This is a genomic window from Micromonospora sp. NPDC048986, assembly GCF_040649335.1.
Classification (GTDB): Bacteria; Actinomycetota; Actinomycetes; order Mycobacteriales; family Micromonosporaceae; genus Micromonospora; species Micromonospora alfalfae.
This window is the reverse complement of the sequence record NZ_JBEZFJ010000006.1, coordinates 52,431-67,508: the sequence shown is the minus strand read 5'-3', so window position 1 is coordinate 67,508 and position 15,078 is coordinate 52,431. Positions and strand designations below refer to the sequence as shown.

The following is a 15,078-nucleotide window of genomic DNA, read 5'->3' as shown; positions in this document are numbered from 1 at the left end:
CAGAGGAAGGCGTCGATGAAACCCCCGCCGATACCGCGCACCGCCCTGCTGGCCCTTGCCTCCCTGCTCACCGTCACGCTCGTCGGCGCTCCGGTCGCCGTGCACCCCGCCGCCGCGGGCCCCCGGCCGGCCGACGGCGCGCCACTCGCGCTTGGCGGCGCGACCCAGTGGCCTGCCGAACCCACCGCCGAGGCGCTGCTGAAGGCTGGCGGCAACAACTCCGCCCGAGCCGAGCAGTTCTACTTCGTCCTGCCGGACCGGTTCGCCAACGGAGACCCCCGCAACGACACCGGTGGCCTCACCGGCGACCGGCTGCGGACCGGCCTCGACCCGACCGACAAGGGCTTCTACCACGGCGGCGACCTCGCTGGCGTCATCGACAGGTTGGACTACATCCAGGGGATGGGCACCACCGCCATCTGGCTCGCGCCGATCTTCAAGAACCGGCCGGTGCAGGGCGCCGGCAACGACATCTCGGCCGGCTACCACGGCTACTGGATCACCGACTTCACCCAGGTGGACCCACACTTCGGCACGATGGAAGAGATGAAGCGGCTGGTCAAGCTCGCCCACCAGCGCGGCATCAAGATCTATCTCGACGTGATCGTCAACCACACCGCCGACGTCATCAAGTACGCCGAGGACAAGTACGCGTACGTGGACAAGGCGACCTCGCCGTACACCGACGCGCAGGGCCGGGCGTTCGAGGACCGCAACTACGCCGACGGCTCCCGGGCGTTCCCGCCGGTCAACAAGGAGTCCTTCCCGTACACGCCGACGTTCGCCGAGGCGAAGGACGCGAGCGTCAAGGTCCCGGCCTGGCTGAACGACGCCACCATGTACCACAACCGGGGTGACTCCACCTTCGCCGGCGAGAACAGCGAGTACGGCGACTTCTTCGGTCTCGACGACCTGTGGACCGAGCGTCCCGAGGTGGTCCGCGGCCTGACCAAGGCGTACGGGGACTGGATCGGCGCGACCGGCGTCGACGGCTTCCGGCTGGACACCGTGAAGCACGTCAACATGGACTTCTGGCCGCAGTTCAGCCAGGGCATCGAGCGGGCCGCGGAGAAGGCCGGCAAGAAGGACTTCTTCATGTTCGGCGAGGTGTACAGCGCCGACCCGGAGATCGGCTCCAGCTACGTCCGCCAGGGTGGCCTGCCGGCCACCCTCGACTTCGCCTTCCAGGAGGCCGCACGGGGCTTCACCGCCGGCGCCGGCTCGGCGAAGGCGCTCGCCGACGTGTACGCCCGCGACGACCTCTACGCGGCCCGGGACACCGACGCCGGCCGGTTGACCACCTTCCTCGGCAACCACGACATGGGCCGGATCGGCTCGTTCATCGCCGGTGGCGGCACCGACCCGGCCAGCCACCTGCGTCGCGACCAGCTCGCGCACCAGTTGATGTTCCTGACCCGGGGCCAGCCGGTGGTCTACTCCGGCGACGAACAGGGCTTCACCGGCCCAGGCGGGGACAAGGACGCCCGCCAGGACATGTTCGCGTCGAAGGTCGCCGACTACCTCGACGACGACCTGCTCGGCACCGACCGCACCCACACCGCCGACCAGTTCGACCCGGCCCACCCGCTGTACCGGACCATCGCCGACCTGGGCCGGCTGCGCCAGGCCCACCCGGCGCTGCGCGACGGCGTGCAGGTCACCCGGTACGCGGCCGACGGTCCGGGCGTCTTCGCCGCCTCCCGGATCGCCCCGGCAGACCGCACCGAGTACGTGGTGGCAGTGAACAACGCCGACACCGCGCAGACTGTAACGGTGGACACCTGGTCGGCCGGCGCCACCTTCACCGGCATCTACGGCGGCTCGGGCGCGGTGCCAGCCAGCGGTGACGGCGAGCTGACCATCACGGTGCCGCCACTGTCGGCGGCGGTGTACCGGACCGGCAGCCCTATCGCACCGGCCGCCGACAAGCCGACCATCACCATCACCAGCCCGGTTCCGGACGCGCCGGTCGCCACCCGGGCGGCGGTCACCGCCCGGGTGACAGGCGATCCCCTGGCCACAGTCACCGTCGCGGCCCGGGTGGCCGGCGGTCGGTGGACGCTACTGGGCAGCGCCGACCACGCCCCGTACACGGTGCAGCACGACCTGACCGGCCTGGCCGGCGGCACCCGGGTCGAGTACAAGGCGGTGGTCCGCGATGGCCGGGGCCGTACCGCCACCGCCAGGTCCACAGCCGTCGTGGGGACCCCGCCGCAGGGCAGCTCCCGGGAGTGGGCGGTGGTGCACTACCAACGCCCGGCCGGAGGGTACGACGACTGGGGGCTCTACGCCTGGGGGGACATCGACCCGGCGTACGTCACCGAGTGGCCGAAGGGACAGCCGTTCGCCGGGGAGGACTCCTACGGCCGGTTCGCCTGGGTGAAACTCAAGCCGGGCGCGACGTCGGTGAACTTCCTGGTCGTCGACAAGGCTGGTACGAAGGACGTCGCCCAGGACCGCAGCATCGACGTCACCCGGACCGGCGAGATCTGGCTCAAGCAGGGCGACCCGGCGATCTACCCGAGCAGGCAGGCGGCCGCCGGTGAACCGGAGCCGCCGGTCGAGGAGGGCACCGCGGTGCTGCACTACCGGCGGGCCGACGGCAACTACGACGGTTGGGGCCTGCACCTGTGGGACGGCGCGGCCAACCCGACCGAGTGGTCCGCCCCGCTGCGGCCGACCTCCGTCGACGCGTTCGGGGCGGTGTTCCGGGTGCCGCTCGCGGCCGGCGCCACCGGCCTGAACTACATCATCCACCAGGGCGACACCAAGGACCTGCCCGACGACCAGCGGCTCGACTTCGCCAGCGCCGGTCGGGAGGTGTGGCTGCTCGCCGCCACGCCGGGCCGCCTACTGCCGTCGGCGGCCACCACCGCCAGCGGAGACACCGACATCAGCAAGCAGAAGGCCCACTGGATCGACAGGTCCACAGTGGCCTGGCAGACCCCGCCGACCGACGGCAAGACGTACGCGCTGGTCACCGCGCCCACCGGCGGGGTCGGCGTGGTCGACGGCGAGCTGACCGGCACGTACACCACGTTGCCGCTGCGGGCGCAGCGCAACGGGCTCACCGAGGCCCAACGCGACAGGTTCCCGCACCTGTGGTCGTACCGTAGCTTCGCCCTGGACCGGGCGGACCTGGCCAAGGTCCCGGCGGCGCTGCGGGGGCAGCTGCTGGTCACCGAACGCGACGCCGACGGTGCGCTGCTCGCCGCGACCGGCGTGCAGATCCCCGGCGTGCTCGACGACGTGTACTCCCGGGCGACCGACGCCACCCTCGGGCCCACCTTCGCGGGCCGGACGCCGAGCCTCGCGCTGTGGGCGCCGACCGCCCACAACGTGCGCCTGCAGCTGTTCGACTCGCCCACCGCCGCACCCACGACGGTGCCGATGCGCCGCGACGACCGCACCGGCGTCTGGTCGGTGCGCGGCGACCACACCTGGACCGGCACGTTCTACCGGTACGAGGTGCGGGCGTGGCAGCCGGCGGCGCAGCGGATGGTCACCGCGTCGGTGACCGACCCGTACGCGGTGGCCCTCGCCGCGGACTCCACGCACAGCCAACTGGTCGACCTGAACGACCCGGCGCTGGCCCCTTCCGGGTGGCGCACGCTGCGTAAACCGGCGCCGGTGCCGGCCGCGAAGGCGCAGATCACCGAACTGTCGGTGCGGGACTTCTCCGTCGCCGACGACACAGTGCCGGCCCAGCGGCGGGGGACCTTCCTCGCGTTCACCGACCCGAAGACCGCCGGCATGACCCACCTGCGGGCGCTCGGCGACGCCGGGGTCACCCACCTGCACCTGCTGCCGGCGTTCGACTTCGCGACGATCCCCGAGAAGCGGGCCGACCAGCGCGAGCCGGCCTGCGACCTGGCGGCGCTGCCGCCGGACTCCGCCGAGCAGCAGAAGTGCGTGGCGGCGGTCGCCGAAACCGACGGCTACAACTGGGGGTACGACCCGCTGCACTACACGGTGCCCGAGGGCGGCTACGCCGTCGACCCGGTCGGCGCGGCACGGACCACCGAGTTCCGGCGGATGGTCGCCGGGGTGAACGACGCCGGGCTGCGGGTGGTCATGGACGTGGTCTACAACCACACGTCGGCGGCCGGCACCGACGCGAAGTCGGTGCTCGACCAGATCGTGCCCGGCTACTACCACCGGCTGCTGGAGGACGGCAGTGTGGCCAACTCCACCTGTTGTGCCAACACCGCCCCCGAGCACGCCATGATGGGCAAGCTGGTGGTCGACTCGCTGGTCACCTGGGCCCGGCAGTACAAGGTGGACGGTTTCCGCTTCGACCTGATGGGCCACCACCCGAAGGCGAACATCCTCGCCGTCCGGGCGGCACTGGACCGGCTCACCGTCGCCCGCCACGGCGTGGACGGCAGGGCGATCATGCTCTACGGCGAGGGCTGGAACTTCGGCGAGGTCGCCAACGACGCCCGTTTCGTCCAGGCCACCCAGGCCAACATGGCCGGCACCGGCATCGGCACCTTCAACGACCGGCTGCGCGACGCGGTGCGCGGCGGCGGGCCGTTCGACGCCAACCCCCGGGTGCAGGGCTTCGCCTCCGGGCTCTACACCGACCCGAACGGCGACGCGGCCAACGGGTCACCGGCCGAGCAGAAGGCCCGACTGCTGCACGCCCACGACCTGATCAAGGTGGGGCTCACCGGCAACCTGCGCGGCTACCGGTTCACCGACACCGCCGGGCGTGAGGTCACCGGGGCGCAGGTGGACTACAACGGCTCCCCGGCCGGCTACACCGCCGCGCCGGGGGAGGCCGTCACCTACGCCGACGCGCACGACAACGAGATCCTGTACGACGCGTTGGCGTACAAGCTCCCGCAGGCCACGACGGCGGCGGACCGCTCACGGATGCAGGTGCTGGCGCTCGGCACAGTGGTGCTGGGACAGGGCACCGGGTTCGTCACCGCCGGCACCGAGCGGCTGCGGTCGAAGTCGTTGGACCGCAACTCGTACAACTCCGGTGACTGGTTCAACCAGATCCGGTGGGGCTGCGAGCGCGGCAACGGGTTCGGCGCCGGTCTGCCGCCCGCGCCCGACAACGAGGACAAGTGGTCGTACGCGAGGCCGCTGCTGGCCGACCCGACGCTGGTGCCGGACTGCGCGGCGATCAACACCACCGACGCCAGGTACGCCGAGTTGCTGCGCATCCGGGCGTCGTCGCCGGTGTTCGGGCTGGCCACCGCCGAGCAGGTACAGCGGCGGGTGGCTTTCCCGCTGTCCGGCGCGCAGGAGACGCCGGGGGTGCTGACCATGACCCTGGACGCCGGTGGGCTGGGCGGGCCGTGGAAGTCGCTGACCGTCGTCTTCAACAGCACCCCGTCGGCGGTCGACCAGACGGTGACCGGACTGCGCGGAGCCGACGTGGCACTGCACCCGGTGCTTGTCGACTCGGCCGACCCGGTGCTGCGTACCGCCTCGTTCGACAGGGCGGCCGGCACGTTCACCGTACCGGCGCGCAGCGTGGCGGTCTTCGTCCAGAAGTGACGCGAACCGGCCCCCTTCCGCGTCTCGCGGAAGGGGGCCGGTCCGTTGTGTGGCGCTACGCCGTCGTCACCCGAGGGTGCTGAGTCGTCGTCACCCGAGGGTGATCGATCAGGCGAAGCAGTTGTCGATAGTGCCGCCCGGGATGGCCAGGCAGTTGGTCGGACGGTTCGCGGTGATGGCGGACTTGTCGTCCACGTTCACGTCTCCGAAGAAGCTGAAGACACCGCCCGGCTCGAAGGTGGAGAAGTTGTGGGCGACCTTCGTCTTCGACAGGTTGACCTCGCCGAAGATGTTGAAGATGCCGCCGCCGACCCCGATCGGGCCCACGGCCCGGTTGCCGGCAACCTCGCTGTCGCGCAGCGTGGTGACGCTGCCGGCGTTGAAGAGCCCGCCGCCGAAGAAGCCGGCGGTGTTGTCCTTGATGCTGCTCTTCTCGAAGGTGGCCACGCTGTCGAAGGCGATGGCCGCACCGCCACCGACACCGGCGGTGCTGTTCTTCTCGATGGTGACGTTGTGCAGGTTCAGCTGGCTGTCCGCAGCGGCGAGACCGCCACCGGCGAGAACCGCCGTGTTCGAGACGAACTTGGTCTCGTACGCGGTGGTGTTGCCCTCGATGTCGAGGTAGCCACCACCGAAGCCGAGCGTCTCGTTGTCGGTGATCTCGGTCTTCTTGAGCTCGACAGTTCCGCCGTCGACGTCCTCGGTGAAGATCTCCGCGGCGCCGTTGGAGATACCGCCACCACCGATGACCGCCGTGTTGTCCTTGATCTTCGACTCCTCGACCTTGAGCAGCCCGGCGTTGAAGACGCCACCACCGAAGAAGAAGGCGGTGTTACGGGTGACGGTGCTGTGCCAGATCTTCGTGGTGCCGAAGTTGGCCACACCACCACCGTTGCCGCCCGACTGGTTCAGGACGACCTCGGACTCCAGGATCTCGGCGGTGCCACCCGGCTGAACCAGGATTCCGGCGCCGTCGTTCTCCTCCGGCTGCTCGACGAGCGGCGTGACGACGCCCGGCGTGACCTTCGGGGTGACCTTCGGCGCGGCCTTCAGGCCCGCCTTCGGGTTGGCCTGCCGCGCGGTGAGCGCCTGGGCCAACGGGGTGCCCGCCTTCACCTGCGCGGCGAGCGCCTCGGAGTCCGAGTAGGCCGCCCAGACCGCGGCCGGCTCGACGCCGTTCTCCAGTTCGAGGGTCTGGCCACCCTTGATGGTCAGGCCCTTGATGGTGAGGTGACCACCGGCGCCGACGTTGAGGATGCGGAAGTAGTCCGCCGTGGCTTCCCGAGAGATCGTGGTGTGCTCGCCCTTGAGCGTGATCCGCTCGGTGATGACCGGCAGGCCGTTGCCCTCGTAGTCGTTGCGGGTCAGGTTGTAGGTGCAGCCCTTGGCCAGCTCCAGCACACCGCCGTGCTTGTTGTTGGCGAACACGATCGCCTGAATCAGCTTGTCGGTGTCGCAGGGCACCTCCTTCCCGCGCTCGTGGTCCTTGTCCCGGTCCTTGTCGTCCCGGTTCTTGTCGTCCCGGTTCTTGTCCTTGTCCTTGTCCCAGTCGCGCGCCTCGTCACCCCGTTGGTCGCCGTCCTTGCTGACCTGCGTGGTGTTCCAGTTCAAGCCGACCGCTCCGGCGCTGCCCGCGACGCCCACCGCCGCGAGACTGATCACGCCCGTCAAACCGGCCACGCCACTGGCGAGCCAGAGCTTGCGGCGGCTCTTGGCCGTCGCCCGCCCGGAGGCTTCGTTGTTCGTTAGGTAGTTGGACATCGGAGCTCTCTGCCCTCTCCTCGTACCAGACAGGGTCGCCGCCGTCAGACGGGCGTCCCCTGCTACAAATCGGTTGTAGCTCCCAAAACCACCGTATGAGAAGGTTCCTCGCCTCGCGGGCTTATCCGAGAGAAGCCCACATTCGGTTCATGTTGCCCCCACCGGGGTCCGGACCGACACACCGCCACCCAAGCCGGCCTGCAAGCGCCTGACCTGCCCAAATGGGTACGCCCCTCCGAGCCGGTACGGCTCGAAGGGGCGCGCCCTCTATGTGTTTCGGCCCCACCCGATCAGGCGAAGCAGTCCAAAACGTTGAAGCAGTTGGTCGGGCGGTTGGCAGTGACCGCGGACTCGTCGTCCAGCGTCACCGTGCCGCCGAGGCTGTTGAAGATGCCCCCCGGCTCAAGGGTGGAGAAGTTGTGCGCCACCTTCGTCCGGTGGAGCGTGACCTCGCCGCCCTCGGTGTTGAGGATGCCGCCGCCACGGGCGAACGGACCGACCGCCCGGTTGCCCGACACCTCGCTGTCGCGCAGCGTGGTGACGCTCACCTCGTTGAAGAGGCCGGCGCCGGAGAAGCCCGCCGTGTTGTCGTTGATCCTGCTGTTCTCGATGGTCGCAACGCTGTCGAAGGCGGCCACACCGCCACCCGAGCGAGCGGCGCTGTTCCTGACCACCGTGGCGTCCTTGAGGGTGAGCTGGCTGTCGGCCACCGCGACTCCACCACCGTCGAGCACCGCGGTGTTGTCACTGACCCTCGTCTGGTGCAACGTCGTGGTGCCCTCGACGTCCAGGACGCCGCCGCCGAAGCCGAGCGTCTCGTTGTCGGTGACCTCGCTCTTGTAGACCCAGACCGAGCCGCCGTCGACGTCCTCGGTGAAGATGTCGGCAGCGCCGTTGGAGATGCCGCCGCCGCCGATGATCCCGGTGTTGTCAGTGATCTTCGACTCGTCGACCTGGAGTACGCCGGCGTTGAAGATGCCGCCGCCGAAGAAGAAGGCGGTGTTGTGCGCCACAGTCGTCTTGCTGAGCCTGGCGCTGCCGAAGTTGGCCAACCCGCCGCCGTTGCCGCCGGACTGGTTGTAGAGCAACTCGCTGTCCAGGATCTCCGCGCGGCCACCGGGCTGCACCAGCACCCCGGCCCCGTCGGTGAACCCAGGCTGCTCGACCAGCGGCACCACCGCCGTGCCGGCCCCCACCGGCTTCGCCGCAGCGGCTGCCGGCTTGGCCGGGGCGGCCTTGCTGGCAGTCGGAGCGGCCTTGGTTGCTGCCGCTGCGGGCTTGGCTGGCGCTGCTTTCGCCGCCGCCTTCGCGGTGGCCGCGGTGGTCTTCGCGGGCGCTGCCTTGGCGGTGGCCTTGGCGGGCGCTGACTTGGCGGTGGCCTTGGCGGGCGCTGACTTGGCGGCCGGCTTGGCGGCGGTTGCTGCCGGCTTCGCTGCCGCTGGCTTGGCGCCCGGCGCGGCCGTGGCCGTCGGCTTCCCGGCGGGCGTCGCTGCTGACGCCGGCACGGCCGCCGTCGAGCGGACCTGGGCCGAGTACGGCGCCCAGACCGTCGCCGGCTCGAAGGCCATCGGGGGCTGAAGGGTCTGGCCACCCCTGATGCTCAGGCCCTTGACAGTGAGGTGCCCGCCCGCGCCGACGTTGAGGATGCGGAAGTAGTCGGCTGTGGCCTCGCGGCCGATGGTGGTGTGCTCACCCTTGAGGGTGATGCGCTCGGTGATCACCGGGAGGCCGTTGCCGTCCTGGTTGCGGGTCAGGGTGTAGGTGCAGCCCCTGGCCAGCTCCAGTACGCCGCCGTCCTCGTTGTTGGCGAACGTTATCGCCTGGATCAGCTTGTCGGAGTCGCACGGGACCTGCCTGGTGCGGTCCTTCTCGTCGTGCTCGCCGTCCTTGCCGTCCTTGCGCTCCTTGGCATCCTTGCCGGACTGGTCGTCGAAGCCGCTCCAGTCGTCGCCGCTCCACTCGTCGTCCTGACCGCCGTCGTCCCTGGCGCCGCCCTTGTCCGCGCCGCCGTCGTCGCTGACGTTCTGCCGGTTGGTCGACGGCTGCGCGTCGGACACCTGGTCGGCCTTTGGCTTGTCGTTTCGAGCGGCGACGCCGCCGAGGGCCGCCAGCCCGACGACGCCGGTCAGCCCGGCCACGCCGGCGACCCAGAGCGCCCGCCTTCGCCGTGTCGGCGGAGCTGCCGAGGCCCCGCCGTCGGTACTCGTTACGTCGTTGGACATCAGAGCCTTCCGCCCTTTCCTGCTACCAGACGGGATCGCACCGCCCGAGGCGCCACGACCAGCTACAAATGGGTTGTAGCCTCTGATCCTCACCGTATGAGAACCATCTTCGCGATGCGGACGTATCCGAGATAACCACGCATTGGGCGCAGGTCGGGTGAGGGCGGCCAACCGGTCCGGGGCCGGTGGAAAGGACCCGAGCGCGCATACACCGACCGTTGCTGGCTCTCGGCTTTCTTGGAAACGCGGCATCCGAGCGGCCGGGACAGCGCGACGTCAAGGAAGCCGAGTGGATCACGGCCCCGGGCACCTGGTTGCCAGCCCTCAGTGAGGGGGCGCGCGGGCTGCCGCGGGCCTGGGCCGGGCCAGAGAGGCGGCTTGGCCGGCCGGGGCTTGGCCGGGCTTAGGGCAGGGCCGGGCCAGAGGCGGCGGCGACGGGCGGGGCGTGGCCCGGAGGCGCTGAGGCCGGGCGGAAAAGGCGTTGTTTGCTAACGGCGTGCGGTATCCGAGCGACGGGGATAGCGCGATGTCAAGAAGCCGAGTGGATCACGACCGAGGCCCCTGGCCGCCAGCCCTCAAGAAGGGGCGGGCAGGCCAGGGGCGGGCGGCCAGGGGCGGGCAGGCCAGGGGCGGGCTTGATCCGCCAGTCTCGGCTGCCAGCAGGCTCAGCTGGGCAGGCGGGGGCCGGCTTCGCGCTGCTCGGCCAGCCAGGTCTCCACCTCGTCGGAGGTGCGGGGCAGCCCGGCCGACAGGTTGACCGCGCCGGTCGCGGTGACCAGCACGTCGTCCTCGATCCGAATGCCCATACCGCGCAGCTCGGCGGGGACCAGCTCGTCCTCCGGCTGGAAGTACAGACCGGGCTCGACGGTGAGCACGTAGCCCTCGCCCAGCGCGCCGTCGCGGTAGGTCTCCTTGCGGGCGTTGGAGCAGTCGTGCACGTCGATGCCGAGCATGTGGCCGAAGCCGTGCAGCGTCCACCGCCGGTAGACCGTCGACTTCTCGTCCATCGCCTCGTCCACGCTCACCGGCAGCAGACCCAGCTCGGACAGGCCCTCGGCGAGCACCCGCATGCAGGTCAGGTGGACGTCCTTGAACTTCACCCCGGGGCGGATCGCCTCGATGCCGGCCTGCTGCGAGGCGTACACGATGTCGTAGACCTGGCGCTGTAGCGCGGTGAACCGGCCGTTCACCGGCAGCACCCGGGTGACGTCGGCGGTGTAGAGGTTGCGGCCCTCGACACCCATGTCCATCAGCAGCAGGTCACCCGGTCGGGTGGCACCGTGGTTGTGCACCCAGTGCAGGATCGTGGCGTGCTCGCCGGCACCGACGATCGAGCTGTACCCGACGTCGTTGCCGTCGTGGCGGGCCCGCAGCGCGAAGACGCCCTCCAGCAGTCGCTCGGAGACCGCCCGGTCGGCCGGCAGGATCCGGGCGACATCCTCGAAGCCGCGGACGGTGGCGTCGATCGCGTCCTGGAGTTGGCCGATCTCCCACTCGTCCTTGACCAGCTTCATCTCCGAGATGGCGATGGCCAGCTCACGGTCTCGGGCCGGCTGGCCCTCCGTGCGGGGCCCGTCGTAGGGCCGGACGGCCGCGTCCACCTGGGCGTCGAAACCGCGCAACACCCGGGTACGCCCCGGAGCCAGGTCGGCGAGCGTCGCCTCCAGGCCGGTCAGGTCGGCGGTGGGCAGGCCCAGCTCGGTCGACTTCTCGCCGAGGGTGTGCCGCCGGCCCACCCACAGCTCGCCGTTGCGGCTGCGGAAGAACTCGTCGGTCTCCCGGGAGGATCGGGGCCGCATGTACAGCGTCGCGTCGTGCCCCGAGCCGTTCGGGCGCAGCACCAGGACGCTGTCGGCGTCGTGGTCGCCGGTCAGGTAGGCGAAGTCGCTGCCCGGCCGGAACGGGTGGTCGGTGTCGTTGGCCCGGACCTTCTCGGTGCCGGTGGGGATCACCAGCGTCTCGCCGGGGAAGGCCGCCGAGAGGGCTGCCCGTCGCTTGGCGTAGTTGGGCGTCTCCGGGCGGGGCGTCACGGGGAGCGCGGTGTCGCTCCAGCCCTGCCGCATGAAGGACAGGAACGCCTCCGGGAAGTCCGGATCGTGCGATTCCGTACCGTCCGTCGGCGTACCGTCGGTCTGTCCCTCGGTCATTGCGCCGCTCCCTCCGCTTCGTTGCTGGTCCCGACGGTACCGCGCGTCCGGTTGGCGGTAACGCCCCCTGGGAGTCGGGTGGATCGACGGACGGCTGCAAGGGCCGACAGCGCGCGTGGAAAGATGGCCACCATGTGCGGACTTCTGGCCTTCTTCAGCGCGAACGGCAACGCCGCCGCGCATCGCGACCACATCGCCGGAGCGTTGGAATGCCTGCACCACCGCGGCCCCGACGAGACAGGGGTCGAGGTGGTCGGCGACGCCTCCGGCCGGTACGCGGACGGCGTGTTCGCCCACAAGCGGCTGGCCATCATCGACGTCGCGTCGAGCCACGAGCCACTGCCCTACGCGAACGGCCGTTACCTGCTGACCTTCAACGGCGAGATCTACAACTACATCGAGCTGCGCGAGGAGTTGATCAGAAACTTCGGTGCCCAGTTCGCCACCGCCGGTGACGGCGAGGTGATCGTCGCGGGCTACCACTTCTGGGGTGAGCAGGTGCTCACCCGGCTGCGGGGCATGTTCGCCTTCGTCATCTGGGACCGGCAGGAACGCCGGGCGTTCGGTGCCCGCGACTATTTCGGCATCAAGCCGATGCACTACCTGGAGACCGCCGACGGCCTCTACCTGGCCTCGGAGAAGAAGGCGCTGCTGCCGTTCGCGCACAGCAACTACCAGGGCGACGCTGGCGTCGACACGGCGAACCTGAGCCACTACCTGACCCTGCAGTACGTCCCCGAGCCCGGCACCCTGCACAAGGGCATCAGCCGGATCGGCTCCGGGGAGTACCTGAACTGGACGCCGGGTGGCCGGATCGACGTACGCCGGTGGTACCGGCCGGTGTTCCGGCCGGCGCCTGTCGACGACGAGCAGCGGCTCTACCACGAGATCCGCGAGACGCTGCGGGAGAGCGTGCGCATGCACATGCGCTCCGACGTGCCGGTCGGCTCGTTCCTGTCCAGTGGCATCGACTCCACGGCGGTGGTGGCGCTGGCGCGGGAGTTCAACCCGAACATCCTCACCTTCACCGTCGGCTACGACGTGCCGGGTTACTCGGAGATCGACGTCGCGCAGGATTCGGCCCGGCACCTCGACGTCACGACGATCCCCACCAAGATCGGTCCGCAGGACATGATCGACGCGCTGCCGAAGATCGTCTGGCACCTTGACGACCCGGTGGCCGACCCGGCGCTGGTACCGCTCTACTTCGTGGCGAAGAAGGCCGCCGAGCACGTCACAGTGGTGCTCTCCGGTGAGGGCGCGGACGAGTTCTTCGGCGGTTACACGATCTACCGGGAGCCGTTGTCGCTGGGCACCGTCAACGGTCTGCCCGGCGGTGTGCAGAAGGGGCTGCGGGCGGTCTCCAAGGCGATCCCGCAGGGGGTCAAGGGCAAGAGCTTCCTGGAGCGCGGCACCACCCCGATCGAGGAGCGCTACTACGGCAACGCCCGGATGTTCACCGAGGAGGAGAAGCAGCACCTGATGCGCCGCTACGACCCCTCGGTGCGCTACACGGATGTCACCGCCCCGATCTACGCCGAGTGCACGGAGCTCGACGACGTCACCAAGATGCAGTACGTCGACCTCTACACCTGGCTGCGCGGCGACATCCTGGTCAAGGCCGACCGGATCTCGATGTCGCACTCGCTGGAGGTGCGGGTGCCGTTCCTCGACCGTGAGGTCTTCGACGTCGCGGCGAAGATCCCGGTCGACCTGAAGTTGCCGCCGCGCTCCGACGCCACCAAGTACGCGATGCGTCAGGCGTTGCAGGGTGTCGTGCCGCCGGCCATCGTCAACCGCAAGAAGTTGGGCTTCCCGACTCCCACCCGGGTCTGGCTGCGCGGCGAGATGTACGAGTGGGCCCGGCACGTGCTCAGCACCTCGGGAGCGGGTGACCTGCTGGACCTGTCGTACGCGCTGCGGCTGCTCGACGAGCACAAGCGGGAGGAGGCCGACCACTCCCGCAAGGTGTGGACGGTGCTGATCTTCTGCATCTGGCACGCGATCTTCGTGGCCAAGACCCTCGACCCGGGTATCCAGCGCAACCAGTCCGCCCTGCTCACGAAGCCGGTGGTCGGCTCCATGGTCCGCTGACCCCGGCCCCACCCCGTTGATCAAGAGGTTTGCGTCATCCGGAGCGGTTCCGGTGACGCAAACCTCTTGATCATTTCACTGCGGTGGTGGTGGTTAGCGGCGGGCGCAGGTGACAGTGGGGAGCCCGTTGGTGCCTGTGGAGCTGGCCAGGAAGCCGAACGTGGTGGTGCCCTCCGGTGCGACTGTGCCGTTGTAGGCGACGTTCGTCGCCGTCACCGTCGAGCCGGACGATGTCTGGGTGGCACCCCAGATCTGACTGATGGCCTGCCCGTTGGGCCAGCTCCAGCTCGCCGTCCAACCAGCGAACGGCGTACTGCCGTGGTTCATGATCGTGACCTCGCCCTGGAAGCCGCCCTGCCAGGAGCTGCTCACCTTGTAGGTGGCCATGCAGTCACCGCCGGACGGCGGTGGGGTGGTCGGGTCGGTCGGCGGGTCCGTCGGGTCGGTCGGCGGATCCGTCGGGTCGGTCGGCGGGTCGGTCGGGTCGGTCGGCGTGCCACCCGGACCCACGCCGGTGACCTGGCCGCTGCCGCCGTCGAAGGTCACGTCGGAGCAGCCGAAGAAGTTCTCCTGCGAATCCGAGCGGACCCAGCGGGAGTAGATGATGTGCCGGCCACTCTTACCCGACGGCAGGTTGCCGCTGAAGTAGTAGTGCCCGTCGTTGCTGCCGACCGAGCCGCGCTGCGGCGGGTTGGTCACCGTCAGGAACGGCTCCTCCAGGTCACTCCAGGCCAGCGCCCGGGTCGGGCTCCAGCTGTTCTTGGTGACGTAGAAGTAGAACGTGCCCGGGTGGTGCGCCCAGTTGCTGTACTTGAAGTCCAACCGCGCCCCGGCGGTCAGGTGGGTCAGCGGCCAGTCGGTGCGGGGCAGGTCGTAGCCGCGGAAACCGGTGTTGCCGCCGCTGCACAGCTGCCCGTCCGGGATGAAGCCGGTGGTCCGGCCGCCAGCGTCGGAGCGCAGCACGCTGAACCAGTTGTACAGCGAGTTCGCCCCGCTCTGCGCCACGGCGGCGGAGCACGCGGGGTTGTTCGGCCTGATCTCACCGGTCTGGCTGCGGCCGTCCTGCCAGCACAGGTAGGTGCGGCTGCCCGGCGTCATCGCCGCGCCGTGCGCGGCGGCCGGCTGAGGATTGGACGCCAGGGCGACAGCGCCCAGCGCGAGAGTCATGGCCGCGGTGAGCAAGGCGGCCATACGGGAACGGTTCACGGGTTCTCCTGACTCGCGAGGGGCGCTTGTCCGAGCCGCCCCGCCGCAATCGGGTGGGATGTGGCGTGATCGCCCCGCTGTCGTGAGCGGTGCGACGATCACGGCGACGCGCCCCGGCGGGAAACAGCCGGTGG

General features: G+C 70.0%; 6 protein-coding genes. 2 read left to right on the top strand and 4 right to left on the bottom strand.

Annotation, left to right across the window (positions count from 1 at the left end):
- Window positions 1-15 precede the first annotated feature (15 nt).
- Complete coding sequence (gene pulA, locus AB0B94_RS14295) at window positions 16-5,514, top strand: pullulanase-type alpha-1,6-glucosidase (protein ID WP_357277373.1); 5,499 nt, start codon at window positions 16-18, stop codon at window positions 5,512-5,514.
- Between the two features lie 108 nt (window positions 5,515-5,622).
- Here the strand turns inward: pulA and AB0B94_RS14290 are convergent, their stop codons facing one another.
- From AB0B94_RS14290 to AB0B94_RS14280, 3 genes are all read right to left on the bottom strand, one after another.
- The gene (locus tag AB0B94_RS14290) at window positions 5,623-7,275 is read right to left on the bottom strand and encodes a hypothetical protein (protein WP_357277370.1); all 1,653 of its coding nucleotides are present in this window, start codon (window positions 7,273-7,275) and stop codon (window positions 5,623-5,625) included.
- 290 nt (window positions 7,276-7,565) lie between these two features.
- Window positions 7,566-9,497 carry a hypothetical protein gene (locus AB0B94_RS14285; RefSeq protein ID WP_357277367.1) on the bottom strand — a complete coding sequence of 644 codons (1,932 nt, stop codon included), beginning with the start codon at window positions 9,495-9,497 and terminating at the stop codon, window positions 7,566-7,568.
- A gap of 665 nt (window positions 9,498-10,162) precedes the next feature.
- Window positions 10,163-11,644: an aminopeptidase P family protein gene (locus AB0B94_RS14280; RefSeq protein ID WP_357277364.1), complete on the bottom strand. Its 1,482-nt coding sequence runs from the start codon at window positions 11,642-11,644 to the stop codon at window positions 10,163-10,165.
- A 132-nt stretch (window positions 11,645-11,776) separates the two neighbouring features.
- On the opposite strand from AB0B94_RS14280, the gene asnB reads away from it, so the two are divergent.
- Window positions 11,777-13,738, top strand: coding sequence for an asparagine synthase (glutamine-hydrolyzing) (gene asnB / locus AB0B94_RS14275; protein WP_238672693.1), 1,962 nt, complete (start codon window positions 11,777-11,779; stop codon window positions 13,736-13,738).
- A gap of 93 nt (window positions 13,739-13,831) precedes the next feature.
- Here the strand turns inward: asnB and AB0B94_RS14270 are convergent, their stop codons facing one another.
- Window positions 13,832-14,929 (bottom strand): lytic polysaccharide monooxygenase, encoded by a 1,098-nt coding sequence (locus AB0B94_RS14270; RefSeq protein ID WP_357278428.1) that lies wholly within the window; start codon window positions 14,927-14,929, stop codon window positions 13,832-13,834.
- Window positions 14,930-15,078 lie beyond the last annotated feature (149 nt).

Bases quoted from the DNA above. Each gene is read 5' to 3' on its own strand.
- AB0B94_RS14280 (WP_357277364.1), bottom strand. From the start codon at position 11,644: ATGACCGAGGGACAGACCGACGGTACGCCGACGGACGGTACGGAATCG.
- AB0B94_RS14290 (WP_357277370.1), bottom strand. From the start codon at position 7,275: ATGTCCAACTACCTAACGAACAACGAAGCCTCCGGGCGGGCGACGGCC.
- pulA (WP_357277373.1), top strand. From the start codon at position 16: ATGAAACCCCCGCCGATACCGCGCACCGCCCTGCTGGCCCTTGCCTCC.
- asnB (WP_238672693.1), top strand. From the start codon at position 11,777: ATGTGCGGACTTCTGGCCTTCTTCAGCGCGAACGGCAACGCCGCCGCG.
- AB0B94_RS14270 (WP_357278428.1), bottom strand. From the start codon at position 14,929: ATGGCCGCCTTGCTCACCGCGGCCATGACTCTCGCGCTGGGCGCTGTC.
- AB0B94_RS14285 (WP_357277367.1), bottom strand. From the start codon at position 9,497: ATGTCCAACGACGTAACGAGTACCGACGGCGGGGCCTCGGCAGCTCCG.